15 protein-coding genes are annotated in these 26221 nt (G+C 71.3%); 4 read left to right on the top strand and 11 right to left on the bottom strand.

Annotation, left to right across the window (positions count from 1 at the left end; translation table 11 throughout):
* Positions 1 to 290: 290 nt before the first annotated feature.
* The 4 genes from ABT137_RS39895 to ABT137_RS39880 form a co-directional block, all read right to left on the bottom strand.
* Positions 291 to 1289 (bottom strand): beta-ketoacyl-ACP synthase III, encoded by a 999-nt coding sequence (locus tag ABT137_RS39895; RefSeq protein ID WP_351716651.1) that lies wholly within the window; start codon positions 1287 to 1289, stop codon positions 291 to 293.
* Positions 1289 to 3076, bottom strand: a complete 1788-nt coding sequence (locus ABT137_RS39890; RefSeq protein WP_351716649.1) for a fatty acyl-AMP ligase — start codon at positions 3074 to 3076, stop codon at positions 1289 to 1291. Before ABT137_RS39890 ends, ABT137_RS39895 begins: the two co-directional genes overlap by 1 nt.
* A gap of 3 nt (positions 3077 to 3079) precedes the next feature.
* A complete protein-coding gene (locus ABT137_RS39885; RefSeq protein ID WP_351716648.1) occupies positions 3080 to 3268 on the bottom strand; it encodes a hypothetical protein in 189 nt (62 codons plus the stop codon).
* A gap of 182 nt (positions 3269 to 3450) precedes the next feature.
* Positions 3451 to 3852 carry a YybH family protein gene (locus ABT137_RS39880; RefSeq protein ID WP_351716645.1) on the bottom strand — a complete coding sequence of 134 codons (402 nt, stop codon included), beginning with the start codon at positions 3850 to 3852 and terminating at the stop codon, positions 3451 to 3453.
* A gap of 685 nt (positions 3853 to 4537) precedes the next feature.
* Here ABT137_RS39880 and ABT137_RS39875 point away from each other — a divergent pair.
* Positions 4538 to 7078 carry an ATP-binding protein gene (locus tag ABT137_RS39875; RefSeq protein WP_351716643.1) on the top strand — a complete coding sequence of 847 codons (2541 nt, stop codon included), beginning with the start codon at positions 4538 to 4540 and terminating at the stop codon, positions 7076 to 7078.
* 124 nt (positions 7079 to 7202) lie between these two features.
* Here ABT137_RS39875 and ABT137_RS39870 read toward each other — a convergent pair whose 3' ends face one another.
* Both ABT137_RS39870 and ABT137_RS39865 read right to left on the bottom strand, forming a co-directional pair.
* Positions 7203 to 7520, bottom strand: a complete 318-nt coding sequence (locus tag ABT137_RS39870) for a winged helix-turn-helix transcriptional regulator (protein ID WP_502984651.1) — start codon at positions 7518 to 7520, stop codon at positions 7203 to 7205.
* A gap of 217 nt (positions 7521 to 7737) precedes the next feature.
* Positions 7738 to 9324, bottom strand: a complete 1587-nt coding sequence (locus ABT137_RS39865) for an aspartate aminotransferase family protein (protein ID WP_351716639.1) — start codon at positions 9322 to 9324, stop codon at positions 7738 to 7740.
* 270 nt (positions 9325 to 9594) lie between these two features.
* On the opposite strand from ABT137_RS39865, the gene ABT137_RS39860 reads away from it, so the two are divergent.
* Complete coding sequence (locus tag ABT137_RS39860) at positions 9595 to 10116, top strand: flavin reductase family protein (RefSeq protein WP_351716638.1); 522 nt, start codon at positions 9595 to 9597, stop codon at positions 10114 to 10116.
* 99 nt (positions 10117 to 10215) lie between these two features.
* Here ABT137_RS39860 and ABT137_RS39855 read toward each other — a convergent pair whose 3' ends face one another.
* The 3 genes from ABT137_RS39855 to ABT137_RS39845 all read right to left on the bottom strand — a co-directional run bounded on the left by ABT137_RS39855 (position 10216) and on the right by ABT137_RS39845 (position 13904).
* Positions 10216 to 11685 carry a flavin monoamine oxidase family protein gene (locus ABT137_RS39855; protein WP_351716635.1) on the bottom strand — a complete coding sequence of 490 codons (1470 nt, stop codon included), beginning with the start codon at positions 11683 to 11685 and terminating at the stop codon, positions 10216 to 10218.
* A 54-nt stretch (positions 11686 to 11739) separates the two neighbouring features.
* Positions 11740 to 12924 carry an acyl-CoA dehydrogenase family protein gene (locus tag ABT137_RS39850; protein ID WP_351716633.1) on the bottom strand — a complete coding sequence of 395 codons (1185 nt, stop codon included), beginning with the start codon at positions 12922 to 12924 and terminating at the stop codon, positions 11740 to 11742.
* Between the two features lie 212 nt (positions 12925 to 13136).
* Positions 13137 to 13904, bottom strand: coding sequence for an SDR family NAD(P)-dependent oxidoreductase (locus ABT137_RS39845; protein WP_351716631.1), 768 nt, complete (start codon positions 13902 to 13904; stop codon positions 13137 to 13139).
* A 241-nt stretch (positions 13905 to 14145) separates the two neighbouring features.
* Between ABT137_RS39845 and ABT137_RS39840 the strand changes: the two genes are divergently transcribed.
* Entirely contained in the window at positions 14146 to 15402 is a 1257-nt protein-coding gene (locus tag ABT137_RS39840; RefSeq protein WP_351716629.1) for a cytochrome P450 family protein, read from the top strand.
* A gap of 68 nt (positions 15403 to 15470) precedes the next feature.
* Here the strand turns inward: ABT137_RS39840 and ABT137_RS39835 are convergent, their stop codons facing one another.
* Both ABT137_RS39835 and ABT137_RS39830 read right to left on the bottom strand, forming a co-directional pair.
* Positions 15471 to 16961: an aldehyde dehydrogenase family protein gene (locus ABT137_RS39835; RefSeq protein WP_351716626.1), complete on the bottom strand. Its 1491-nt coding sequence runs from the start codon at positions 16959 to 16961 to the stop codon at positions 15471 to 15473.
* 122 nt (positions 16962 to 17083) lie between these two features.
* Positions 17084 to 17473, bottom strand: coding sequence for a YybH family protein (locus ABT137_RS39830; RefSeq protein WP_351716623.1), 390 nt, complete (start codon positions 17471 to 17473; stop codon positions 17084 to 17086).
* A gap of 238 nt (positions 17474 to 17711) precedes the next feature.
* Here ABT137_RS39830 and ABT137_RS39825 point away from each other — a divergent pair.
* Positions 17712 to 26221 (top strand): type I polyketide synthase (locus tag ABT137_RS39825; protein ID WP_351716621.1); only part of this gene is annotated, 8510 nt, incomplete at its 3' end.

Here is a 26221-nt window from a genome sequence, read left to right as displayed (position 1 = left end):
CCAGGCGGAAGAATCTCTATGCAAGACCTGGTCAGGACGGTGTGAAACCGTGGAGCTCTGGTCCGCCCGTGGGTTTGGGGGGTGTGACGTGCGGAGCGGCTGTCGGGCACGGGACGTCGGCCGCCGCGTCGAGGCCGGCTCCCGGCGCAGCCACCCTTACCTCCTCGACCCGACCGACAGGGACCACCTGGCGGTAGGGCGGCGACGGCATCGCCACCGGCACCGGCTTCGACGACTCGCCGCCGCCCGAACCCGACGGGGCGATGGGCGCCATGGCCGCCGTGTTGCGATCAGGGGAGGGCCACCACCTGCGCCGCGTGGGCCAGTCCGGCGCCGAAGCCGACCAGCAGTGCCGGGTCGCCGCTGGACAGCGTGCCCTCGGACAGCAACTCGTCCATGGCCAACGGAATGGACGCGGCCGAGGTGTTGCCGGCCGTGACGACGTCCTTGGCCACGACCGTGTGCGAGGCAAGGCCCAGGGACTTCGCGGCGGTGTCGATGATTCGGGCGTTGGCCTGGTGGGGCACGAAGGCAGCCAGGTCGGCGATGTCGAGACCCGCCCGCTCCACCGCCTGCCGGGAGATCTCCGGCACGACATGGCTCGCCCAGCGGAACACCTCGGGGCCGGCCATCCGCAACGTCGGCCACGGGCCGGGTGTGTCCCGGGCGTGCAGCCAGGTGCGGTCGTGGGCGATCATGTGGTGTCGTTCGCCGTCGGAACCCCACACCACCGGTCCGATGCCCGGTGTGTCGGACGGGCCGACGACGACCGCACCGGCGCCGTCGCCGAACAGAAACGCCGTGCCGCGGTCCGCGGGATCGATGATGTCGCTCATCTTCTCCGAGCCGATCACCACGACGGAGCGGGCGTCGCCGGAGCGCACCAGCGAGTCGGCCAGGCCGAGGGCGTAGCAGAAGCCCGAGCACGCGGCGGCGATGTCCAGGCTGCCGGCGGAGCGGGCGCCCAACTGATGGGCCACCCGGGGTGCAGCGGCCGGGGCCTGTTCCAGGAAGGACATGGTGGCCAACAGCACCATCCCGACCTCCCCCGGGTGGGTGCCGGACTGGGCCATCGCCTTGCGGGCGGCCTCCACCGCCATGGTGATGACGGTCTCGTCGGGGCCGGCGAAGCGCCGGCTGACGATGCCGGAGCGGCGGCGGATCCACTCGTCGGTGGAGTCGATGCGGGCGCATATCTCTTCGTTGCCCACGACTCGCGTCGGCCGGTACACGCCGACGCCGAGAATGCGTGATCCGGGGCGGCGCTCGGGCACGCGGAGCCGGGCCATCACTCCTCCCCTCCGGCGTGGCCGGCAGCCGGTGCCGTCATGGCCCTCAGCTCGCCGTCCTCGTAGCGCTTCTTGCAGGCCCGTCGCTGCACCTTGCCGCTGGAGGTCTTGGGCAGCATGCCACGCCGTACGACGAGGACGTCGTCCGGGGTGATCCGGTGCGCCTCCCGTACGGCGTCGCCGACGCGTCGGCACAGGCCTTCGAGGCCCACGGAGTTGAGGACCCGGCCGTCGGCCTCGACCACCACCACCAGCCGTTCGCGGTCGCCGTCGTCGCAGGCGAAGGCGGCCGCACAGTTCGGGTGCAGGCCCGGCGCGGCGCGCTCGACGGACAGTTCGATGTCCTGTGGGTAGTGGTTGCGGCCCTTGCGGATGATGACGTCCTTCAGCCGTCCGGTGACGTGCAGTTCACCGCCGTACAGGAAGCCGAGGTCGCCGGTGCGCAGGTGCGTGGCGCCGGAACCGTCGTCCTGTGCGAGCCGGGCGCGGAAGGTGTGCTCGCTGGCCTCGGGCCGGCCCAGGTAACCGCCGGCCACGCAGGGGCCGGAGACCCAGATCTCGCCGACCCGGCCTTCCGCAAGGTCCTGCCGGGTGACCGGGTCCACGATCCGCACCCGGGTGCGCGCGACCGTACCGCCGCTGCTCACCACGGGAACGGAGCCCTCTGCCGACTCGCCGACGGGCTCGGCGACGCCGTCGCGCAGGGCCTCGGCGGACAGCCACAGGACGCCGGGTGCGCGGTCCTGACGGGTGCCGGTGGCCTTGAGGGTGTTCTCCGCCAGGCCGTAGCCGGGGCACATGGCCCGGGAGTCGAAGCCGTACGGTGCGAACGCGTCGGTGAAGGACCGGATCGTGCCCCAGCGCACCGGCTCGGCGCCGTTGGCGGCCACGCGCCAGCTCGACAGGTCACCCACGCCACCCGTCCTGCCCTCCGCGGCGGCCCGCGCGCACAACTCGTAGGCGAAACTGGGCGCGGCGGCGTGCGTGCCGCGGAACCGCGCGATGGCCTCCAGCCAGCGGGCCGGGCGGCGAATGAACGCGTCGGGGGCCATCAGATACGAGGGGACACCCGCCCACAGCGGCAGGACGACGCCGAAGAGCATGCCCATGTCGTGGAAGAGCGGGAGCCAGTTCACCACCGTGCCGTGCGGCTCGCTCGGCCACAGCTCGTCGGTTTCGACAACGTTGGCAAGGAAGTTGGCGTGGCTGACCACGACCCCCTTGGGGTCGCCGGTGGAGCCGGACGTGTACTGCAGCAGCGCGGTGTCCGCGGGCGCCGGAGGCGTCGGCGTGCCGTAGTCCCCGTCGGGAACGGCCGGGTCGTGGGCCGTGGCGTCGGTGGCCAGCAGGGTGAGTCCGGCCAGTGCGGGCAGGTCGCCGAAGCGCTCCCGCAGCTCGCGGACGACCTCGGCTGTGGTCAGCACGGTCGACGTGCCCGCGTCATCGGCGATCCGGCGGAGCCGCAGGACCTCGTCGCGGCGGCGGGGTACCTGCGCGGGAGCGCCGGCCACGCGTCCGTACATGCACCCCAGGAGGGTTCGTACGAATTCCAGGCCCGAGGGGTACAGCAGCACGGCGTTGCCGCCGGACAGCCCCGCGGCGGCGAACTCGGCGGCCCGCAGCCGGGCTGCCTCGTGCAGTTCGCGGTAGGTGAGCGACTCGTGCGGCTCCTCGCCGTTGCGCAGGAAGACGTAGGCCGTTTCGTCGGGCTGCTTCTCGCTGCGCAGTCGCAAGGCGTCGGGAAGAGTGCGTACGTCGACGTGCGGATCCGGTCCGGTGGTGGTCACGTTTCAGGTCTCCTTGTCGGCCCTGGCGCCTGCCTCGGGCAGATACGACGTGCCTGTGGGGGAGGTGGGGTGTGCGGAGAACGGCGTCAGCGCGGCCAGCAGCAGTTCCTGGAGGCTGGGGAGCAGGCGCACGTCCGCCGTGGACTCCGGTCCGTCTCCGTGCGTCGGTAGGGCCCCCGCCCGATGGTCCATGGCATGTTCCTTCGCTGTTGTTCACCTTCCGCGGGGGCGGTCATGACGAGGTAACCGCCTGCTCCGGGAGAGTCCGGGCAAGGAAAGAGCCTCTGTGCACGGGAGAGCGGGCCCGGGCACAGAGGCGGGCGCCGCCGGCGCATCGGGCCCGGCGGCCGGGGTGTGACCCGAGGGCCGGGACCCTAGGCGGCCGGTGCCTCGTCCGGGACCGGGCGGTCGACGGCCAGGCGCCATTCGCCGTCCTCGTTGCGGATCAGCACGTCGGTGCAGGTGCCGTGCATGTGGAGCGTCTGGCCGTCGGGGGTGGGGATGTCGAGGGAGTAGTCCACGATCAGCAGCGAGGTGTCACCGGTGGTGTACGTGTGCAGGACGCGGGAGTCGATCTTCGGGCCGGAGGCCAGGAATTCCTTGAAGAACGCGGTGCGGGCCGCACCCGACAAGGGGGCCCCGGAGATGTTGGAGACGGCGTCGTCGGTGTACATGGCGTCATAAAGGGCCCCGTCGCCCGAGTTGAAGACGCGGACGAACAATTCGTTCAGCTTGTCCGGATCCTCGGGAATGTCGAAGTCGATTAGATTGCTCATGAAAATGCCTCTCCCAATCTCTCCGTGTACGCGTTCGGGTCGGATGGACTACGACTTTCGAAAGCCTCGCAGAATTCCACCCAGGGTTGGTCATGGTGGGGTAACTTCGCATTCCTCCGGCTGCCGGGTGAGCTGTCGGTTACCCGGCGGTGGGTGTGCGGGTGTGGGCCGGCCGGGGCTCCGTCGGCCGCTTACCTGGCGGTTAGCAGTTACCTGAAAGTCAGTACTTACCTCCGGGTCGGCGGCTGGTCTAAGGTCGGCTCGTGTGACTTACGGGGAGGGCGTGCCGGGCAATGCGGACGAAGTGCACCATTCGGATATCGGACCCTGAGGGTCGGGACTTCCTCGGAGCGGCCCATCGGAATATGCAGTTCCGGTTGATGGGGCTTCGTGATCCCGGGAGAGAAGCCATCCGCTACGGCGTCGAGATCGGCTGAAAAATGCCCTCGATGGCTTAAAGGGCCCGCTCGGGCGCCGTATTCGAGTCGTTCATTGCCGATTCAACGAAGAGTCCTGTGGCTGAGACGATTCAGCGTGTTCTCCTTCACTACGACGAATGTGCGCGCGAAGTATGACCCGGTCCGCCTTCATGGAACCTGGAAGACAGGGTTCCGGCGGCCGATGTGTCCTGTGCGAGCGACTAGGGGGAGCTGTGCAATTTCGCGTCCTGGGGCCTCTGGAGGCTTTGGACGATGGTTCTTTTCTCAGCCTCGGGGGTACGAAGCAGAGGGCTACGCTCGGATACCTGCTCCTGCAGGCGAACCGGGTCGTATCGACCAGCCAGCTGCTCGACGCCCTGTGGGCTGTCGACGATGCGCCGACCTCGGCGCGGAAGATCCTGCAGAACGCCGTCTGGGGTCTGCGCAGGGCTCTGACCCCGTCGGGAGGAGCCCCGGCGCCGCTGGTGACCCAGCCTCCCGGCTACAAGCTGACCGTCGATCCCGACGACGTCGACCTCTACCGTTTCCAGACCATGGCCGAGCGCGGGCGCGAGGCGCTCGTGGCGGGTCGGCCCGAGGATGCCGCGGTGCTGCTGGGCGAGGCACTGGAACTGTGGCGGGGGCCGGTCCTGACGGACCTGGTCGAGGCCGGGATCGACTGGCCCGAGTTGTCCGCCGTACAGAACGCACGGCTCAACGCCATGGAGGACTACTTCGACGCGGAACTCGCGCTGGGTCGCCACCACGTGGTGCTGGGCGAGCTGGAGGCCATGGTCGAGGAGACGGCCCTGCGGGAGCGCTCCAGCGGGCAGCTCATGATCGCGCTGTACCGCAGTGGACGCCAGGCGGACGCCTTGAACGTCTACGGCCGGATGCGTGCCGTACTGGTGGAGGAACTGGGCCTGGAACCCGGCCGTGAACTGCAGACCCTCCAGCAGGCCATCCTGAACCACGATCCCCGGCTCAGCGCGCCCGCGGCACCCGGAGGCCGGGAGCCTTACGGGGAGACGGCCTTGCCGGGTCCCTCCGGGCCTCCAGCGCCACTGTCCGCCGTGCCCCTCGCGTCGCTGTCCGGCCCACGCGAGGACGCGCCGACCGCCGCGGACGCCACCGGACGGGAAGGCCATCGGCCGGACGGCTTCCGGCCGGAAGGCCACGGGCGGGGCCCATCCGGTGCCCCCGGGCCGTACCACGACCGGTCGGACCGCCGGACCGGTGACGTGCCGGCGTCGGCCCCGACCGTTTCGGCCTTGGTACCCGTGCCCGACCGCGAGCCCGAAGCGGCGGCCGAGGCGGTTCCGGTGAGGGGCGCCGTGCGATCCGCGCAGCCCCGGCTCGAGTCGGGGCCTGCGACGACCAGACGCGGGCAGGTCAGCGTGCTGCTGATGCGCACCCAGTTGGACACCAGCACCATGGACGGCGACGCCGAGGCGGTCGACGATCTGCTGGAGGGCGCGTCACGGTGGGTGCACCAGAACATCGAGTACTTCGGCGGCAGGGTCACCGCGGCGATCGGATCCATCCTGATGGCACTGTTCGATGCCGGCGAGGAGGGCGGTGACGACGCCGAGCGGGCGGTGCTCGCCGCGCTCGCGACCCGGGACGGACTCCGGTCGGCCGTTCTCCCGGGAGCGCCGTCCGGCAATGGGGGCGGCCTGTCGTTCCGCGCCGCGGTCGCCACCGGCGAGGCGGTCGTGCACTATCGGCCCGGCGACCTCGGGCAGCCGTCGTCCATCACCGGCAAGCTGCTGGACACCTGCGACTCGCTGCTTTCCCGCGCCCAGGCCGGTGAGATCCACGCCTGCGACAACACCCGTACGGCGACCGAGGACATGATCGGCTACCGCGCCCTGCGGGACGACGGTGGCAAGGAGCAGTGGTCCGTCCAGGGCATGCGGCCGGAGTACGTGGGAACCCTCAGGATTCCCACGGTGGAGCGGGAGTCCGAGTTGTCGCTGCTGATCGAGCTGCTGGAGCGGACCTGGCACCGTACGACCCCGCACGTGGTCACCGTGCTGGGTGACCCCGGCATAGGCAAGACACGCTTCCTGGCCGAGCTCGGGCGTACGGTCAAGGACCGTGCGCACGTGGCTCGCGTAAGCGTGTGCTGGCCGCCGCGATCCGCTGCCGACGGTGTCTTCGAGATCCAGCAGCAGTTGGTGCGGGCCCTGTGCCGCATCGAGCCCGGCGACCCACCCGCGGCCGCCCGGGAGAAGCTTGTGCTCACCGTCAACCGGCTGGTCGAGGAGGAGGAACGCCGGCAGCGGCTGCTGGAGTGCCTGGAGCAGTTCGTCGCCCCCGACATCGAGGCCGCCGTACGCCTGACTCGCACGGGAGACGAGCTGACCACCTGGCGCCGGTTCCTCGAGCGCACCACGCTCGAGCGGCCGCTCGTCCTGCTCGTCGACGACCTGCACAGCGCCGACGACGCCGCACTGAACTTCGTCGCGGGCCTGGCGGACTTCTCCGGCGTACCGCTGCTCGTGGTGGCCACGGCCCGGCCGGAACTGCTGCAGCTGCGCCCGGAGTGGGGAGGCGGAAAGCGCCACGTCACCACGCTCACCCTGGACCCGCTGTCGGACGCCGCCGTGGACCAGCTGCTCGACAGCCTGCTGCCCGACGACGCGAAGACAGAGGGGAAGGATCCGGCCAAATGGTTCCGCAGGGCGCTGCGCGTGCGCCTCGGCGACCGGCAGGACGACCGGCGACGCTACATACGCTCGCTGCTGTGCATCCAGCCGCCGCGGGGATTTCGCCCCGGCATGACCTGTCGAATGGCGGGGTGACTGCTCTGGACGGGTAAGTGCTCCCGTGGGCGGTCCAGGTTGTCCGGCCGTCGCTCACCCGTCGTCCACGCATACACCGCTCGGCCCGGGGGTCTTCAGCCGCCGGGCCGAGCGGTGCGCGCAGTCAGGACTCGGCGGCCTTGACCGGGACGACTTCCCGCTCCGGCCGCGCCGGGAGATGCTCCCGGCCCCAGGAGCCGAGGGGTTCGAGCGCCTCGTTGAGCGCCACCCCCATGGGGGTCAGCGAGTACTCGACCCGCAGCGGCGCATCGTCGAACGTCGTGCGCAGTACGATCCCGTCCGCCTCCAGCTCGCGCAACTGCTGGATCAACACCTTCTCGCTCACCCCCGGCACAAGCCGCTTCAGCGCGCCGAATCGTTGTGGCTGATGACGAAGAGCCCAGAGGATGAGAACTTTCCACTTGCCGCTGATGACTTCCATTGCGGCATCCAGGCCGCAGAAAACCGGCCGTACCCTTACGCTCATTCTCCCACCCCTGCCTCCATCTCCGGCGGCCGTACACGTGCAGGTGAAACCAGAGCCGCCAGAGTATCGCAGAGCCTCGCCCCAACGGGTGTGAGCCGGACGTAACGAGCCCTTAACTGGCCGAAAAACAACGGAAGTCGGCCGTGACTGCGGGGATTTTCACACGAGACCGTCACCCGCCGAACAGCACCTGCTCGTTCTGTTCCCGCAGAACGGTGCACAGTTCTCGCAGCGCCGACTCCAGGCGGTCGACCTCGGAGTCGGTCAGCAGGACCGACGGCTCGAAGCGGAGGGTGTTGACAGCGCTTGCCGTCGGGAACGTGCGAATGCGATGCGCGCGGAACAGGTAGCCGGAGACGACGTAGCCGAGGATGTCGGCGGCGGCCGCGTCCCGGATCCCGGTGGCCGCGGAGCCGGACTGGTCGTGGAACTCCAGCCCCAGCATCAGGCCCTTTCCGCGCACGTCCTTGACCACGTCGGGGAACTCCTCGCGCAGCGTGCCGAACAGCGACAGCAGCCGGTCGCCCCACTGTGCGGCCAGGCGATACGCCTCGCCGTCACCGGCCTCGAGCAGCTCCAGGGTCTTCAGGGCGAGCGTGGTGGAGAACGTGTCCTTGGCGAAGGTCGAACTGTGCACCAGCTCGAAGTCCTTGCGGTACCTGCTCTCGCGCACGAGTGTCACCGCGGCCTTGGCGATCCCGCCGCCCAGTCCCTTGGCCAGCGCGTAGTAGTCGGCCTTGAGGCCGATCAGCGAGCTGGCGAAGAACGCCCCGGTGCGGCCCATGCCGCTCTGGATCTCGTCCACGACGACGGGGCAGTCCACGGCGTCGCAGGCGAGCCGCACGGCCTGGGCCGTCTCCGGCGAGACCGGCCGGATCCCGCCCTCGCCCTGGACGACCTCCAGCACGAACGCGGCGAAGATGGGGAACGGGCGCTCCACGAGGCGCACCTCGCCGTCCTCGACGACCACGTCCAGCACGCCGGCCCGTTCCTCCGCGGCCAGCTTGGCGACGGCCTGTGGCTGGTCCACGGGCAGGAAGCGGGCCTGCGCCGCCATGGCTGCGAACGGCAGCCGGAACGAGGCGTTGTGTGTCAACTGGACGCTGCCGACCAGCTTTCCGTGGAACCCGCCCTCCAGTGTGAGGAACACCGGTGGCCTGGCGGCCTGCTCGGCGTTGCGCCGCAGGACTTCGGCCACCAGGTCCTCGAAAGCCGCTGCGCCCCGCCCGGCCGTCTCGACGCCGACCGCGCGCAGGGCGCCGTCCGCCACTGCGACCCCGCCGGCGGACAGCGCCGCCCGCGCGTCGTCGACATGCGAGGCGATCTCCGCCGCCAGCGCCCGGACCTTCAGAACCCGGTCGAATTCCGCGTGTTTGAGGGCCACTTCGATCGACTCGGCGCCGCTGTTGGAGAACACCGCGTAGTACGGCTCCGGGTCGCCGAACTCGCGCCGCACGATGCGGTTCAGGGCGGCCGCGACCTTGCTCGCCGCCGCCTGCCGGGAAGCCTGCGCCAGCACGGGCGTACCGGAGTCGAGGAAGTCCCTTGCAGCAGCAACGAGGTCGGGATGGTTGTGGCCCAGTATCAGTGCGCCGTATCCGCCGGCGTAGTCGAGGACCGGAATCTCCTCGCCGTTCTCGTCGCGGAAGTAGAGGGTGTTGCCCTCCGCGCGCACATACTCCACGTCGATTCCCAGGAACGACAGGAACTGGAGCATCTGCGGTTCTGCGAGTTCGATCTCGGACGACGGAGAGTTCATGTCGGCCCCTTTTTCGCCGTGGGTGTCAGGACATTGTGGTCGGTCATCACCGAAGACTCCGGCATATCGAGACGACCTTACGGGAGATGTGCGCCGCAGGCGCCAGTGAGCGGTCATGGCGCGGTAAATGCCCTGGCCCGGGCCCAGATTAGTGGGGGATGACCTGCGAATGGAGGCAGGCCTGGTTCTCCCGGATATGTTGTCGTGGACTTTGTTCAGGATTTCGGGCGAGGGCACTGGCCGCGAACTCGCGAACGACGGGAGAACGACATGTCCGATCAGGGGCCCTCGACATCCGTTGCGGTGCCCGCTTCACTGCGCGAGGTCATGGCACGGTTCACCACCGGTGTCGTGGCGCTCACGGTGGGCGGGGAGCACACGCACGGCATGACGGCCAACGCCTTCAGCTCGGTGTCGCTGGAACCGCCGCAGGTGCTGTGCTGCGTGGCCCACAGCGCCGTCATGCACAAGGCGATCACGTCCGAGCGACGGTTCGCCGTGTCCATCATGGGAGCGGACCAGGAGGGCCTGGCACGCTACTTCGCCGACAAGTCGCGCCCGCTCGGCCCGCCGCAGTTCGCCTCGGTCGACTGGCGGCCGGGCCCGCGCACCGGCGCGCCCCTGCTCGCGGGAGCGCTGGCGTGGCTGGAGTGCGAACTGGCCGACTGCCACGACTCCGGCGACCACTCGATATTCATCGGCTCGGTGCTGCACTCGCTGTGCGGGCCCGGCGGGCAGGGCCTGCTCTTCTTCGACGGCGGCTTCCACGCGGGTGCGACGGCCGGGCGCTGACGACCCGGCACCGGCACCGGGTGCAGGTCGGCTTCGGCGACGGCGACGTAGAAGGAGCCGGTCCCCCAGGGTGGGGACCGGCTCCTTTTACCGCGTCGGTCAGGAGGCGGCGCGGCTCAACGTGCTCCCCGTCACCTTCAGCACCTGCTGCGCGGCCCGCAGCCCCGACTCGATGGCACCCTCCACGAAGCCGACCCAGCCGGTGGCGATGTCACCGCTGGCGAACGACAACCGGCCCTGCGGCTGCTGGATGGCGGGCAGCTGGCCGGTGAGCTGACTCGGACGCCGCAGCGCCCAACCACCGAGGGAATACGGGTCCTTGCCCCAGTCGTGCGCCAGCACCTCCTGCACGCTCGCCTCGGGCAGGAACCTCCGCACAGCGTCCTGCACCGCGGCGGTGTCCGCGCCGTCGAGGACCGGCAGACTGTTGAAGCCGACCATGAGCTGGCCGCCGCCGACGTTCCCCTGGGAGAGCAGCGTGGTGAACGGGCTGCCCTCGGTCCCGCGTGCCGCCACCCGGTCGGAGAGCCCACTGACCTGCATCCACAGCTTGCCGCTGAACGGCACTCCGACGCCCTGGGTGGTGGCCTGCCGGTGCACCGTCGGCAGCCCTGGGCTGAAGGAGATGGTTTTCCACACGTTCACCGGAACCGCGACCACGGCGGCTCGCGCCTGATACACCTGCCCCGAGCAGACGGTGACCCTGACCTTCGCGCCGTCGTCGGCCACCGAGGCCACGGGGGAGTTCAGGCGCAGCGTGGCCCCCGCGTCGTTCAGCATGACCTGCAGCAGTGCGGCCATGCCGCCCGAGATGCGCTGGGACATGACGGCCTCGTACCCCGCGACGTTGTAGCCGGCCAGGGACCACCACTGTGCCAGGGCCGTGTACGCGCCCGTGGAGCTGGAGCCGCCCGAGTAGCCGGCGGTCGTTCCGCTGAGCCAGCTCTCGTCCTCCGCGGACAGCCGCAGCTGGTTGAGCCGGTCGCGCAGCGACAGCCCGTCCGCCGCGGTGACGAGGTCCTTGCGGTAGAGCGGATCGGTCGGCTGTGGGAAGAGGTCCTGCGCCCCTTCGAAGAGCCGGTTCATCAGGTCGCCGTAGCGTGCGTCGACCTCGTCCGGGGGGAACTCCTTGAAGCTGCCGCCGGACGGCATGATCAGGCGGGTCGGCGGGGTACCGGAGAGCGTGCCTATGCCGTAGCGCTTCAGCTCGGCGTTGACCAGGGGCTGCGTGGGGCCGATCCACTGGGCGCCGAGCTCGATCTGCTGGCCCAGGAAGGTGGAGGTGAAGGTGCGGCCGCCAATGCGGTTGCGTGCCTCCAGGATCAGCGGTTTGAGCCCCTTCGCCCGCAGCTCGCGGGCGGCGGTGACACCGGCGTACCCGGCGCCGATGACGATGACGTCGTAAGTGGCGTCGGACGCGTCGGCCCCGTCGGACACCAGGGTCGAGGCGAAGGCCGGTGCGGACACCGCCGGGACCGCGAGGGCGGTGAGGCCGCCTGCCTTGAGTAACGTCCGGCGCGAGAGTCCCAGGGGCGCCGGAGCGGCGGGCAGGCGTCTGTCTGTGTTCACGTTGCTTCCTTCGGTGTTGCACCCCCGGGCACGGACGCCAGGGGGCGGATCGGGCTAGAGAAGTGGGGTGTCGGGGTCGAGGCCGAGCAGGACCCGGCCGTGCACCTCGAGGCTGGCGGAGAGCAGGATCATTCCGTGCAGGGCGAGGCCCTGGATGTCGCGGTGGAACCGCTGGATGGGAACGCCGCGTTGGATGGCGGTGGCGCCGCTGGCGTTGTAGAGCACGTCCACCGCCTCCTTGGCCAGCTGCACCGCGTAGGCGCTGTGGCCGCGCACCGCCGCCCTCTCCTCGACCGTCGGCTGCTCACCGGCGTCGGCGCGTCGCTGGAGGGTCTCGTAGGTGCGGTGCATCAGGGCCTCGGCGGCGGAGATCTTCGCGTCCGCCGTGGCGACCTGGATCTGGGTGAGCGGGTGCTGCGTCTGGTCGGTCCAGGACGTGTACGTGATGCCGCGGCCGGGCAGCCGCTCGAGGAACGCCTTGAGCGCGCCGCGGGCGGCACCGAGGAGCGTGGCCACGCCCTGGGAGATGATGTAGCTGTAGAGGCTGTACTCGCGGCCCGTGGGCTGCCAGTCCGCCGGCAGGTCGGCCAGAGCGGCCTCGAACGCGGCCGGGTCCGTCGGCACGACGCGGTGCGCCGGTACGAACACGTCGGTGGCTGTGGAGGTGGAGCTGCCGGTCGCGGCCACGGACGACGTGTGCCAGTCGTCCTCGATGGTGAAGTCCCGCATCGGCACCATCGCGATGGCTTCCTCGGCCGTGCCGTCGGGGTGCTGCACGATGGAGGTGGCCACGTTCCACTGGGCGCCGCGGCAGCCGGAGTTGAACTTCCAGGAGCCGTTCAGGACGAAGCCGCCCTCGGCCGGGGTGAGCACGCCGGACGGCGTGAACCCACCGGAGATGCGCACGTCGGGCGTCGCGAAGATCTCCTTCTGGATCTCCTCCGGGAACAGCGTGATCATCCAGGCACTGGAGACCCAGACACTGGCGATCCAGCTGGTGGAGACGTCCCCGTGGGCGATCTCGGCCAGCACCGCGGCCTGGTCGGCGACGGAGAACTCCAGTCCGCCGAACGCCTTCGGGGTGGCCATGCGGAACACGCCGGCTTTTTCGAGGAGCTGAAGGTTCTCGTCGGGAAGCCAGCGGTTGTCCTCCGCCTCGAGCCCGTTCTCCTTGAGCTTGGGGACAATTTCTCGCACTGCATCCAGCAGGGATGCTGCGTCGACTGCGCGCGTCGGCATTGCCGTCTCCTTGTCCGTCAGGGGCAACACCTGCAGCCTGGCAGAACGGACCCCGAGTGCAGTCACAGCGCGGTAACCGGTCGTTCTCGGCCGAAGTGGGGGACGGCGCCGGAAAGCCTGTCTCCGGCCGCCGCCGATGAAAAGCCGTGTGCCCGGACGAATTCATCATTCGTCCGGGCACACGGTAATTCTCTGTCGGATCCTGCGGTTTGTTACTGTTCCTGCGGCCGGGTGATGCGCTGTCCCAGGCCGCCGTCGACGTTCAGTTCCTCACCGGTGGTGAAGGTGGCGTCGAAGGCGAGGAACAGCACGGCGCGGGCGATTTCGGCAGCCGAGCCGTGACGGCGCATCGGAGTGATCTGGTCACCGACCTTCTCGAACGCCTGCAGCATCTCGGGCGTGGCGCCGGTGATGCCGGCGGTCGGTGTGTGGATGAAGCCCGGGCTGACGGCGTTGACCCGGATGTTCCTGGGCAGCAGCTCGGCCGCGATGACCTTGGTGAACGCCCGTACCGCGGCCTTCGATCCGGCGTACGGTCCCATGGCGGGGTTGCCCGAGTCGTTGGCGACGGACGTGGTGAAGATGATCGCGCCGCCGTCCCTGACCAGCGGGGCGAGGCCCTGGGCGGTGAAGAACGCGCCCTTCGCGTTGACGTTGAAGGTGTTGTCGAACAGCTCCTCGGTCACATGGCCGAACGGGCCGGGCTGCGCGAAGCCGGCGTTGACGAACAGCAGGTCGATCTGGCCGAGCTTCTCCCGGACGATCCCGCCCAGTGCTTCGATGTCGCTCAGCTGTGCGGTGTCGGAGCGAACGGCGTGGCCCTTGGCGCCGAGTTCGGCCTGGGCGGCCTCCAGGTTCTTCTCGTTTCGGCCCGTGACGAGTACCTCGCCGCCGGCCTCGACCAGAGCCTTGGCCGTGGCAAGGCCCATTCCGATGGTTCCGCCGGTGATAACCGCTTTCTTGCCCGCGTACGTGCTCATGAATTCCTCTCAACTGGTCCGCGCGGAAAGCGATGAGCCAAGGCATGCCTTCCGGTCGTCGTCTCAGACTCACTCATGGAAGCGGTGGTCACAAGTACGAACATGCAAGTCAGTGGTTACCTCAAGGTAAGCGGCCGGAGGGGAAGACCGCGGGGTGAGCGGCGGATTACAGGTCTTCTCTAGGCTGCGGATTCCCGCATCCAATGCAGAGTTTCGCTTGCCTGCACCAGGGGAGACAACCGTGACCGAAGAATCCTGCCCGTTTGCCATCGATCCCACGGGTCGTGACATTCACGCGGAGGCGGCTCTCCTGCGTGAGAGGGGGCCGGCGACCCGGGTGGAACTGCCCGGCGGGGTGCCCGCCTGGTCGGTCACCGACCAGGCCCTCGTCAAGCGGCTGCTGACCGACCCCCGGGTCTCGCGCGACGCCTACCGCCACTGGCCGGCCTGGGAGAACGGCGAGGGCGAACTGGCCGCATCCTGGCCGCTGTCCATCTGGGTCCAGGACCGCAACATGATCACCGCGTACGGCGCCGAACACACCCGGCTGCGCAGGCTGGTCGCCAAGGCCTTCACCGCTCGTCGCACGGCCGCGCTCCGCCCGCGCATCGAGGCCGTCACCGCCGAGCTGCTGGACGCCGTGGCCGCGGCGCCGGGCGACCAACCTCTCGACCTGCGGGAGCAGTTCGCCTACCCGCTGCCCACCCGGGTGATCTCCGAGCTGCTCGGCATACCCGACGACGTGCGCACCAAGCTGACGACGATGATGGCCACCATCTTCCAGACCTCGACGTCCGAGGAGGAGGCGCGGGCGAACGAACTCGCGCTCTACACCCTCGCCGCGGACTTCATCGAGTACAAGCGCGCCACCCCCGGCGACGACCTCGCCAGCGCGCTCGTCGCCGCCCGCGACGAGGAGCAGGACGGCGAGACGGGGCTGTCGGAGCGGGAACTGATCGACACCCTGTTCCTGATGTACACCGCCGGCCACGAGACCACGGTGAACCTGCTCGACCAGGCCACCTGCGCCCTGCTCGCCAACCCCGGGCAACTGGAGCTGGTGCGCAGCGGCCACGCCTCCTGGGAGGATGTCGTCGAAGAGACCCTGCGGGCCCACTCCCCGCTGGGCAGCCTGCCCCTCCGGTACGCCGTCGAGGACATCGAGCTCGATGACGCGGTGATCGCCAAGGGCGACGCCATCCTTGTCAACTTCGCGGCCGTCGGCCGTGATCCGAAGGTCCACGGCGAGAACGCGGACGCGTTCGACCTCACCCGCCCGACCCGGGGCGACCACCTGTCCTTCGGGCACGGCGTGCACTACTGCCTGGGTGCCCCGCTCGCCCGCCTGGAGGCCCTGGTCGCACTCCCGGCCCTCTTCGACCGCTTCCCGGACCTGGCCCTGGCCGAACCCGTCGACCGGCTGCGCCCGCTGGAGTCCTTCGTCTCCAACGGCCACGTCGCGCTACCGGTGTTCACCCGCTCGAAGGCCGCCGTCTGATCCTGCGGTCGGCCACGCCACGCCCCTGGCCTCTCTGTCGGCCGGGGGCGTGGCCCGTGCAGTGCGGCTCACGTGGCCAGGGACGTCCACACGGTCTTGGTCTCCAGGTACGCGTCCAGATTGGCGTGGCCCATCTCCCGGCCGATGCCCGAGGCCTTGACACCGCCGAAGGGGGCGCCCGGGTCGCCGGAGGCCCAGGAGTTCAGGTAGACCATGCCGCTGCGCAGGCGAGCGGCGAGGGTGTGGGCCTGGGCGAGACCACGGGTCCACACACCGGCGGCGAGCCCGTACGGAGTGTCGTTGGCCAGCGACACCGCCTCGTCGACCTCGTCGAAGGGCGCGGCCACCAGAACGGGCCCGAAGATCTCCTCCCGCACGATCCGCATCTCCCGGGTCACGTCGGTGAACAGGGCGGGGCGGACGTAGTGGCCGCCTGCGGGGGCGGCCGGAGGCACCTCGCCCGCGCGCAGGGTGGCACCGGCCGCGAGGCCGTCCAGGAGGTAGCCGCGGACCCGGTCGTACTGCTCAGCGGAGACCAGCGGGCCGAACCGGGTCGCACGGTCCAGCGCCGGACCCACCTCGGCCTTGGCGGCCGCCTCGGCCAGCCGGCCCACGACCTCCTCGTACCGGCTGCGGTGCACATACAACCGGGACGCGGCGATGCACGTCTGTCCGCTGTTGAAGTAGATCCCGTTGAAAGCGCCCTCCACCGCGGCGTCGAGATCGGCGTCGGCGAGCACGATGTTCGGGTTCTTGCCGCCCAGTTCCAGCGTCACCCGCTTCAGCCGGGCCCCGGCCCGGGCGGCGATCTCGCGGCCCACCTCCGTGGACCCGGTGAACGCGATCTTGTCGACACCGTCGTGGTCGACGAGGGCGGCGCCCGTCGTGCCGTCCCCGGTGAGGATGTTGACGGTGCCCGGCGGGAAGCCGGCCGCCTCGACCAGCTCCGCCAGGCGCAGGGCCGACAGCGGGGTCTGCTCGGCCGGCTTGAGCACCACCGTGCAGCCCGCCGCCAGCGCCGGTGCCAGCTTCCACGCGGCCATCATCAGCGGATAGTTCCACGGGATGATCTGCGCGCACACGCCCACCGGCTCCTTGCGCGTGTAGCACAGGGTGTCCGGCAGATACACCGGGATCGTCTCGCCCTCGATCTTCGTCGGCCAGCCGCTGTAGTAGCGGAAGTGCTCGATCGCCGCGGGAAGGTCCATGACCTCGTTCACCGCGACGGGCTTGCCGCCGTCGAGCGCCTCGATCTCGGCGAGTTCGGCCGCGTGTTCCTCGATCAGCTCGGCGAGCCGGACCAGCAACCGGCTGCGCACCAGTGCGGGCAGGGCGCCCCAGGCGCCGTCCAACGCCGAGCGGGCTGCGGCCACCGCCTTGTCGACGTCGGCGGGGCCGGCGAAGGGGACGTCTGCGATGTGCTGCGTCGTGGACGGGTCGTACGTGGGGAACGTCCTGCCGTCGGCGGCGGGCACGAAGGCCCCGCCGACGTAGAGGCCGTGGGTGCGCCGCACGAATGAGGCGGCCTCGGGCGACAACAGGGCAACGGATGAGTTCATGGCTTCCCTTCATGATGGGGACGCACTGGAAACACGGATGAATGCCGGCGATGGCCGGGCGCAGCAGTGTGGCCATGACGCGGGAAGACCCTCCGCGTCATGGCCACAGAAGCGCGGGAACGTCAGTTCTCGGCGCCGAAAGGATTGTCGATGGCGAACCGCCATTTTCCGTCCGGGCCGAGACGCAGAACGTCGAGCCCCGTTCCCTCCAGGTGCTCATCGCCCTCCGGAGTGGAGATATCGATGGCCCAGTCCACGACCAGCAACGCGGTGTTCCCGGTGACATACGACTCGCGCAGCGTCGCCGTCATCTTCGGCTTCTGCGCGACGAACTCGGCGAGGGACGCCTCACGCTCCTTTCCGGTCAACGGGTTTCCCGGCTCCCAGACCGAGACGGCGTCTTCGGTGTACATGGTCCTGAGTGTGCCGACGTCACCGGCGTTGAACGCCTCGACGTAGAGCTTGCCGTGCTCTTCGGCAGCGCGGGTGAGTTCTTCGAGGGTGCTGGACATGTCGAGGTTGCTCCCACTTTCTTTGGTGTCGAAGCCGGTCTGTGAGCGCCGGTAGAACGTAACCGCACCCCCACCACCGCCTTCTCATCGTCCGGCAACGCCCTGCTCACCTTTCCCGCCGCACAAGCGGATTACCGGTGTGTTACTGGGTGCTGAGGTGCCCTTCGGCAGACTGGCGATCACTTTCGCATACGACCTTCCGTATCGCCTTCTTTCGAAGCCTCGTTGGGGGACCGGAATGAACGAAATCGCTGTCGTGGGGATGTCCTGCCGACTTCCGATGGCGCCCGGCCCGCAGGCCCTCGGGGAGCTGTTCGAAACCGGCGTGAGCGTCATCAGCGAGGGGCCGCACGGCAGGCGCGGAGGATTCCTCGACGGCGTCGGCGATTTCGATGCGGCCTTCTTCGGTGTTTCACCGCGCGAGGCCGCCGTGATGGACCCGCAACAGCGCCTCGTCCTCGAACTGGCCTGGGAGGCGCTGGAGGACGCCGGCATCGTGCCCGACACACTGCGCGGCAGCCGCACGGCGGTGTTCGTCGGCACACTCCGCGACGACTACGCGGGTCTGGTCCGTCAGCACGGCACCGAGGCGATCACCCAGCACACGATGACCGGCCTGAACCGCGGCATCATCGCCAACCGCGTCTCCTACTTCCTGGATCTGCACGGGCCGAGTCTGACCGTGGACACCGCCCAGTCCTCGTCGCTGGTCGCGGTGCACCTGGCCTGCGAGAGCCTTCGCTCCGGGGAGGCGGACACCGCGATCGTGGCCGGCGTGAACCTGAACATCCTCGCCGAGACCATCCTCACCGAGGAGCGGTTCGGGGCGCTGTCCCCGGACGGGGAGAGCTATGCCTTCGACGCCCGAGCCAACGGCTTCGTGCCCGGCGAAGGCGGCGGCGTGGTCGTCCTCAAGCCACTCGAACGCGCGCAGGCCGACGGCGACCGCATCCACGGTGTCCTGCTCGGCAGCGCGGTCAACAACGACGGCGCCACCCCGGGCCTGACCGTGCCCAACGGCACCGCCCAGGAACAGGTGATCCGCGAGGCCTACGAGCGTGCGGGCGTCGACCCGCGCGCGGTGCAGTACGTCGAGGCACACGGCACCGGCACTCCGGTCGGCGACCCGATCGAGGCGGCTGCCCTGGGCGCGGTGTTCGGCACCGGGCGCCGGAGCGACGACCCGCTGCTCATCGGCTCCGCCAAGACCAACGTCGGGCATCTGGAGGGCGCGGCCGGTCTGGTCGGGCTGCTGAAGGTGCTGCTCGGCCTGGAGCGCCGCCTGCTGCCGGCCAACCGCAACTTCGACACCCCCAACCCGGCGATCCCGCTGGCCGACCTCGGTCTCGCAGTCCCCCGTGAGGCGACCGCCTGGCCGCACCCCGACCGCCGGCTGGTCGCGGGCGTCAGCTCCTTCGGCATGGGCGGCACCAACTGCCACCTCGTGGTCGCCGAAGCCCCCCGGACCGTCCCCGCCGCGCCGCCGGCCACCCCCCGGACGATCCCCCGCGTCCTGCCGTGGGTGGTCTCCGGGCGCGGCGGGGACGCACTTCAGGCACAGGCAGCACGGCTGCACGACCTCGCGACCGGCCCGGACGCGCCCGAACTCCCCGCGGTCGGCTGGTCCCTGGCCGCGACCCGCACCGCCTTCACCCATCGCGCGGTCGTCCTCGCCGAGGGCCGCGACGGGCTGCTGCGGGGCCTGCGCGCCCTGGCCGACGGGCAGCCGTCTCCGTACGTCGTGACCGGCACTGCGCGTCCGGGCCGCCTCGGCGTCGTCTTCACCGGGCAGGGCAGCCAGCGCACCGGCATGGGCACACAGCTGTACGAGGCGTTCCCGAGGTTCGCCGAGGCCTTCGACGAGGTGTGCGCCCACCTCGATCCGCTGCTGCCGCGTTCGCTGCGCGAGGTGATCGCCTCCGGCGGGGAACTGGACGAGACCCGCTTCACCCAGCCCGCTCTGTTCGCCGTCGAGGTGGCCCTGTACCGGCTGGCCGAGTCGTGGGGGACGCAACCGGACTTCGTCGCCGGGCACTCGGTCGGCGAGATCGCCGCCGCCCACGTGGCGGGCGTGCTCTCCCTGGCCGATGCGGCCCGGCTGGTGGCCGCCCGCGGTCGGCTGATGCAGGAACTGCCCGCCGGGGGTGCGATGGCCGCCGTGGAGGCGGCCGAGGACGAGGTTGCCGCGCTGCTGGCCGGACGGGAGCACGAGGCGGGCCTCGCCGCGGTCAACGGCCCGACCGCGGTGGTGGTCTCCGGGACCGAGGAGGCCGTGGCGGACATCGCAGCCGCACTTGCCGCACGGGGGCGCAGGACCAGACGGCTGCAGGTCTCGCACGCGTTCCACTCCCGGCTGATGGACCCGATGCTGACGCGGTTCCACCAGGAGGTCGAGGCACTGGACTTCCACGAGCCGCGCATCCCGTTCGTCTCCACCGTCACCGGCACGACCACGAGGGTCGGCGAACTGTGCACCCCCGCCTACTGGGTGGAGCAAGTGCGCCGGCCGGTGCGGTTCGCCGACGCGGCCCGGACCCTGGAGGCCGAGGGCGTCACCACGTACCTCGAACTCGGCCCCGACGGCGTGTGCGCGCCCATGGTGGACGCCTCGGTGCGCGACCGGGAGGCGGCCGTGGCGGTGCCGGTCCTCAGGGCGGGCCGCCCCGAGGCGAAGACCCTGGTAGCCGCGCTCGCCACGGTGTTCGTACGCGGCGGGCGGGTTGACTTCACGGCTGCCTACGAGGGCAGCGGCGCCCACCGCGTCGACCTGCCGACGTACGCGTTCCAGCGCACCCGCCACTGGATCGACGGCGCCGTCCGGCGACCCGTACCGCTGCCGGAACGTTCTTCCGACGCACCTCGGCGAGACACCGCGCCCGCCGACGCGACGGGCGGACTCCGCGCACGCCTGGCGGCCCTGCCCGAGCGCCAGCGCCGCCGCACACTCACCGACACCGTGCGCGCGCACATCGCCGCGGTTCTGGGTCACGAGCCGGGCGACGACATGGATCGGCGGATCGGCCTGGACGCCACCTTCAAGGACCTCGGCTTCGACTCGCTGATGGCCGTCGAACTGCGCGACGCACTGGCCGGAGCGACCGGACTGCGGCTGCCCAGCGGCCTGCTCTTCGACCGGCCCACGCCCGGTGCCGTCCTCGACCATCTGCTCGGGCTGTTGGGCGGAGGCGAGACCGACGGCGACCATGACCCCTACGGCGCCGTGGCCGTCCGGCACGATGACGACGAGCCCGTCGCGATCATCGCCATGGCCTGCCGCTATCCCGGCGGGGTCGCCTCGCCCGAGGACCTGTGGCGGCTGGTCGCCGACGGAGCGGACGCGATCTCCGCGTTCCCCACCGACCGCGGCTGGGACCCGCACCTGTACCACCCCGACCCCGACCGACCCGGTGGCAGCTACGTCGACCGCGGCGGATTCCTGCACGACGCGGGCGAGTTCGACGCGGCGTTCTTCGGCATCTCGCCGCGCGAAGCCCTCGGCATGGACCCGCAGCAGCGACTGCTGCTGGAGACCGCCTGGGAGGCCGTCGAGCGCGCGGGACTGGATCCGCGCTCCCTGCACGGCAGCCGTACCGGCGTGTTCGTCGGCGGCACCGCGCTCGACTACGGCCCCCGTATGGACGACACCGGCCACGGTGTGGAGGGCCACGTCCTGACCGGCAGCACCGCCAGTGTGATGTCCGGGCGCATCGCCTACCAGCTCGGCCTGACCGGCCCGGCCGTCACCGTCGACACCGCGTGCTCCTCGTCCCTCGTGGCCCTGCACATGGCGGTGCGCTCGCTGCGCTCAGGGGAGTCCTCACTCGCCTTGGCGGGCGGCGTGGCCGTGATGTCGGGGCCGGGGATGTTCGTGGAGTTCTCCCGCCAGCGCGGCCTGGCCGCCGACGGCCGCAGCAAGTCCTTCGCCGCGTCCGCCGACGGTACGTCGTGGGCGGAGGGCGTGGGGCTGCTGCTCGTCGAGCGGCTGTCGGACGCCCGTCTGCACGGACACCGAGTCCTGGGCATCATCCGCGGTACGGCCGTCAACCAGGACGGCGCCTCCAACGGCCTGACCGCGCCCAACGGCCTGTCCCAGGAGCGGGTGATCCGCCAGGCCCTCGCCGACGCCCGCCTGCACACCGGCGACGTCGACGCCGTCGAGGCGCACGGGACCGGCACCACCCTCGGCGACCCCATCGAGGCCGAGGCCGTCCTCGCCACCTACGGACAGGGGCGGGACGGCGCCGCGCCGGTCTTCCTGGGCTCGCTGAAGTCGAACATCGGGCACACACAGGCCGCCGCGGGCGTGGCGGGCCTGATGAAGATGGTGCAGGCGATGCGGCACGGCATCCTGCCGCGCACCCTGCACGTGGACGTGCCCACCTCGCACGTCGACTGGTCCTCCGGTGCCGCCGAACTGCTCACCGACGCCAGGGCATGGCCCGAGACGGGCCGCCCGCGCCGGGCCGCGGTGTCGTCGTTCGGCATCAGCGGCACCAACGCCCATCTGATCGTCGAGGAGGGCGACCCCGACCCGGTCCCGCCGGCCGCAGAGGCGACCACACCGGTGCCCTGGGTGGTCTCCGGGAGGGACCCCGAGGCGCTGCGCGCCCAGGCGGAGCGGCTGCGCGATCACCTGCGCGAGCACACCGGGCCCGGCTCCGCCGACATCGGCCTCTCCCTGGCGACGACCCGTACCGCCTTCGAGGAGCGGGCAGTGATCACCGGCACCCGCACCGTCGACCTGCTCGCCGGCCTCGACGCCCTCGCTCGTGGCGAGGACCATCCCCGCCTGGCCCGCGGCGACGCGGCCCGCGCCGGGCACACGGCGATGCTCTTCACCGGGCAGGGCGCACAGCGCGTCGGCATGGGCCGCGAGCTGTACGCGGCGTTCCCGGTCTTCGCGCAGGCCCTGGATGCGGTCTGCGCCGAACTGGACCCGTATCTGGACAGGCCGCTGCGGGCGGTGATGTTCGCACAGGAGGAAGGTGCGGAAGGAGACGGTGCCGAGGCCGGAGCACGTCTGCTGCACAGCACCCGTTACGCCCAACCCGCCCTGTTCGCCTTCGAGGTCGCCCTGTACCGGCTACTGGAGCATCACGGCATGACCCCGGACGCCGTCGCCGGCCACTCCGTCGGCGAGCTGGCCGCCGCGCACGTCGCGGGCCTGTGGTCGGCGGCGGACGCGGCCCGCTTGGTCGCCGCTCGCGGCCGCCTGATGCAGGCCGCGCGGGGGGACGGCGTCATGGTCGCCGTCCAGGCGAGCGAGGAGGAGATGACGGCCGCCCTGGCGGGCCGCGAGCACCGGGTGGCGATCGCCGCGGTCAACTCCCCCGACTCCGTGGTGATTTCCGGCGACGCCGACGCCGTGACCGAAGTCGCGGAGGAGTGGGCGGCCCGCGGTCGCAGGCAGCGCCGGCTCACCGTCAGCCATGCCTTCCACTCCCCGCACATGGACGAGGTGCTGGAGGAGTTCCGCCGGACGGCCGCCGCCCTGACGTACCACACACCGGTCATCCCTCTCGTGTCCACCGTCACCGGACGGCTCGCCGGCGAGGACGAACTGCGTTCGCCGGAGTACTGGACGAGCCAGATCCGCCGGGCCGTACGCTTCGCCGACGCCGTCGGCACCCTTCACGACGACGGCGCGACCGTGTTCGTCGAGTGTGGCCCCGACGCCGTCCTGTCCGCCCTCGCCGACCGCTGCCTCACCGACCGGGCCGAACGAAACGTCCACCCCGTCACCGTCGCGGCGCTGCTCCGTGCGGGCCGTCCCGAGGCGGACACGCTCGTCCACGGGCTGGGCATCGCCCACGCCGCCGGCGGCCGACTCGACCCCGCCTCCTTCTTCCCCGGTGCCACGACCGTCGACCTGCCCACCTACGCCTTCCGCCGCGCGCACTTCTGGCTGGCGCCGCGGCCCGACGGCGACCCGCGCCGCCTAGGCCTGGACGTCTCCGCGCACCCGCTGCTCGGCGCCGCGGTCGACATGGCGGGACGCGACGAGTCCGTCCTCACCGGCCGGCTGTCCCTGGCCGACCAGCCATGGCTCGCCCACCACGCCGTCGGTGGCTCCGTCCTCGTCCCGGCCACCGCCTTCCTGGAACTGGCCGTCGCGGCCGGCGACCGCACCCGGACGCCGTACGTGGCGGACCTGACCCTGGAGGCACCGCTCGCCCTGACGGACCGGCAGGCGGCTCAGGTGCAGATCGCCGTCGGCGCACCGGACGCCGACGGCACCCGCCCGTTCACCGTGCACGCCCGCCCCGACACCGGCGACGACGCACCGCACGAGTGGACCCGGCATGCCTCGGGCACCCTCGACCCGACGTCTGCGTCCGCCGACCCGGCCACGGCACTGCGCCCCTGGCCGCCCGCCGGCGCCCGGCCCGAACTCCTCACGGACGTCTACGACCGTCTCGCCGCCGCCGGATACGACTACGGGCCCGCCTTCCGCTGCCTGCGGGCCCTGTGGCGCGGCGCCGACGGCGACCTGTACGCGGAGGTACGGCTCCCCGACGACCAAGCTGCGGCCGCCGCTGCCTTCGCCCTTCACCCGGCCCTGTTCGACGCCGTGCTCCACCCCCTCGTCCTGCACGCGGCGCAGGACACGGAGCCGGGCGAGATCCAACTGCCCTTCGCTTGGAGCGGACTGGCCGTGCATGCCGCCGGCGCCACCGCGCTGCGGGCGCGCATCTCCACCGACACAGCCACCGGCACCACCGCGCTCACCCTCGCCGACGCCACCGGCGAACCCGTCGCGGCCGTGGCGTCGCTGGCACTGCGCCCGGTCGACCGGGACCGGCTCGCCCACCCGACCGCCGACGGCACCGGGGAGCCGCTCCACGCACTGCGCTGGCCCACCGTCCCCGCCCCCAAAGCCACCGTCGACTGGGTCGAACTGCCTGAAGACGCCCAGGACTTGGCCCCTGCCTACGACACCGAGGTCGCCGTCGCCCGCATCGGCGCGCAGGAGAGGGACGGCCTGGCGGGCGAGGGTCCCACCGCCGAGGCGACGGTACGGACTCTACGGCTGGTGCAGCAGTGGCTGGCCGACGAGCGGCTCGCCGACGCGCGCCTCGCCGTGGTCACCACCCGCGCCGTCGCCGCGCTGCCCGACGAGGACGTGCCCGGCCTGGCCTCGGCACCCGTGTGGGGCCTGATCCGCTCGGCGCAGTCCGAGCACCCGGGCCGGCTGACCCTGATCGACCTGGACGACCCGGCCGACGACACCGCCCTGACAGCCGCGCTGGCCCTCGGGGAGGACCAGGTCGCGGTCCGCGAGGGGCGGTTCCATGTGCCGCGCCTCGTGCGTGTCGAGTCGGTGGCAGAGGCCGAGGCCGGTACGGACGCCGAAGCGGTGACGGGGGTCGGCACACTGTTCCACGCCGAGGGAACCGTGCTCGTCACGGGCGGTACCGGCGGGCTCGGAGCCTTCCTGGCCCGGCACCTCGTGACCGCGCACGGCGTACGCCGGCTGCTCCTGGCCGGCCGGCGCGGGCCGGACGCGCCGGGCGCCCGCAACCTGGCGGCGGAACTCACCGCGCTGGGCGCCGAAGTGACCGTGATCGCCGCCGATGCCGCCGACCCCGAGGCCCTCGCGTCCGTGTTGGCACACGCGCCCGCCGAGCACCCGCTGACCGCCGTCGTCCATACCGCGGGCGTCCTCGACGACGCGACCGTGGAGTCCCTCACCGAGGACCGGCTCCGCGCGGTCATGCGGCCCAAGACCGACGCCGCCCGGCACCTCCACGAGCTGACCCGGGACCTTCCGCTGACCGCGTTCGTGCTGTTCTCCTCCGTCTCCGGCGTCGTCGGCACCGCAGGACAGGCCAACTACGCCGCCGCCAACACCGGGCTCGACGCGCTGGCCGCGCACCGTCGCGCCAACGGGCTGCCCGCCCTCTCCCTCGCCTGGGGCCTGTGGGACACCGCCGCCGGCATGGGCGGATCGCTCGGCGCGGCGGACCTGGCCCGCTGGACCCGAGCCGGCTTCGCACCGCTCACCCCCGCGCAGGGCCTCGCCCTGTTCGACCGCGCGCTGGCCGACGGGCGCCACGCCCTGCTCGTACCGGCGCTCCTGAACCCGGCCGGGCCGCGCACCGGAACGGATCCGATGCCCGCGGTCCTGCGCGGCCCGGCCGGCCCCGCGGCCCCGCCCCCCGCGCGCCGCACCGTCACCGCGGCGGACGCCCCGAACGGCGGCGACACCGCCTGGCGTGACCGCATGGCCCAACTCCCTGTGGAGGAGCGGCGGGACGCGGTGCTCGACCTGGTCCGCACCGTCGTCGCCGAGGTGCTCGGGCACGCGGACCGCACCGGCGTCACGCCCGACCGGGCGTTCAAGGACATCGGCCTCGACTCCCTCGGCGGAGTCGAACTGCGCAACCGCATCGGCTCCCGCACCGGCCTGCGGCTGCCCGCCACCGCCGTCTTCGACCACCCGTCGCCCGCGGCCCTCGCCGGTCACCTCCTCGACCGGATCACACCCCCGGCCTCCGCCGCCGTGCGTGCGGCTGTGGCCTCCTCGGACGAGCCGATTGCGATCGTGGGGATGGGGTGCCGTTTTCCGGGTGGGGTGGCGTCGCCGGAGGGTCTGTGGCGGCTGGTGGCCGAGGGTGTGGATGCGGTGGGGGAGTTTCCGGTCGGCCGGGGTTGGGATGTGGATGGTCTGTATGACCCGGATCCGGATCGTACGGGTGCGTCGTACACGCGTCATGGTGGGTTTCTGTATGACGCGGACGAGTTCGA

The sequence above is a fragment of the Streptomyces sp. NPDC001980 genome, from assembly GCF_040296885.1.
GTDB lineage: Bacteria > Actinomycetota > Actinomycetes > Streptomycetales > Streptomycetaceae > Streptomyces.
This window is presented reverse-complemented; position numbering and strand designations above follow the sequence as displayed.

Bases quoted from the DNA above. Each gene is read 5' to 3' on its own strand.
- ABT137_RS39895 (WP_351716651.1), bottom strand. From the start codon at position 1,289: ATGGCCCGGCTCCGCGTGCCCGAGCGCCGCCCCGGATCACGCATTCTC.
- ABT137_RS39885 (WP_351716648.1), bottom strand. From the start codon at position 3,268: ATGGACCATCGGGCGGGGGCCCTACCGACGCACGGAGACGGACCGGAG.
- ABT137_RS39880 (WP_351716645.1), bottom strand. From the start codon at position 3,852: ATGAGCAATCTAATCGACTTCGACATTCCCGAGGATCCGGACAAGCTG.
- ABT137_RS39870 (WP_502984651.1), bottom strand. From the start codon at position 7,520: ATGGAAGTCATCAGCGGCAAGTGGAAAGTTCTCATCCTCTGGGCTCTT.
- ABT137_RS39865 (WP_351716639.1), bottom strand. From the start codon at position 9,324: ATGAACTCTCCGTCGTCCGAGATCGAACTCGCAGAACCGCAGATGCTC.
- ABT137_RS39860 (WP_351716638.1), top strand. From the start codon at position 9,595: ATGTCCGATCAGGGGCCCTCGACATCCGTTGCGGTGCCCGCTTCACTG.
- ABT137_RS39850 (WP_351716633.1), bottom strand. From the start codon at position 12,924: ATGCCGACGCGCGCAGTCGACGCAGCATCCCTGCTGGATGCAGTGCGA.
- ABT137_RS39845 (WP_351716631.1), bottom strand. From the start codon at position 13,904: ATGAGCACGTACGCGGGCAAGAAAGCGGTTATCACCGGCGGAACCATC.
- ABT137_RS39835 (WP_351716626.1), bottom strand. From the start codon at position 16,961: ATGAACTCATCCGTTGCCCTGTTGTCGCCCGAGGCCGCCTCATTCGTG.
- ABT137_RS39830 (WP_351716623.1), bottom strand. From the start codon at position 17,473: ATGTCCAGCACCCTCGAAGAACTCACCCGCGCTGCCGAAGAGCACGGC.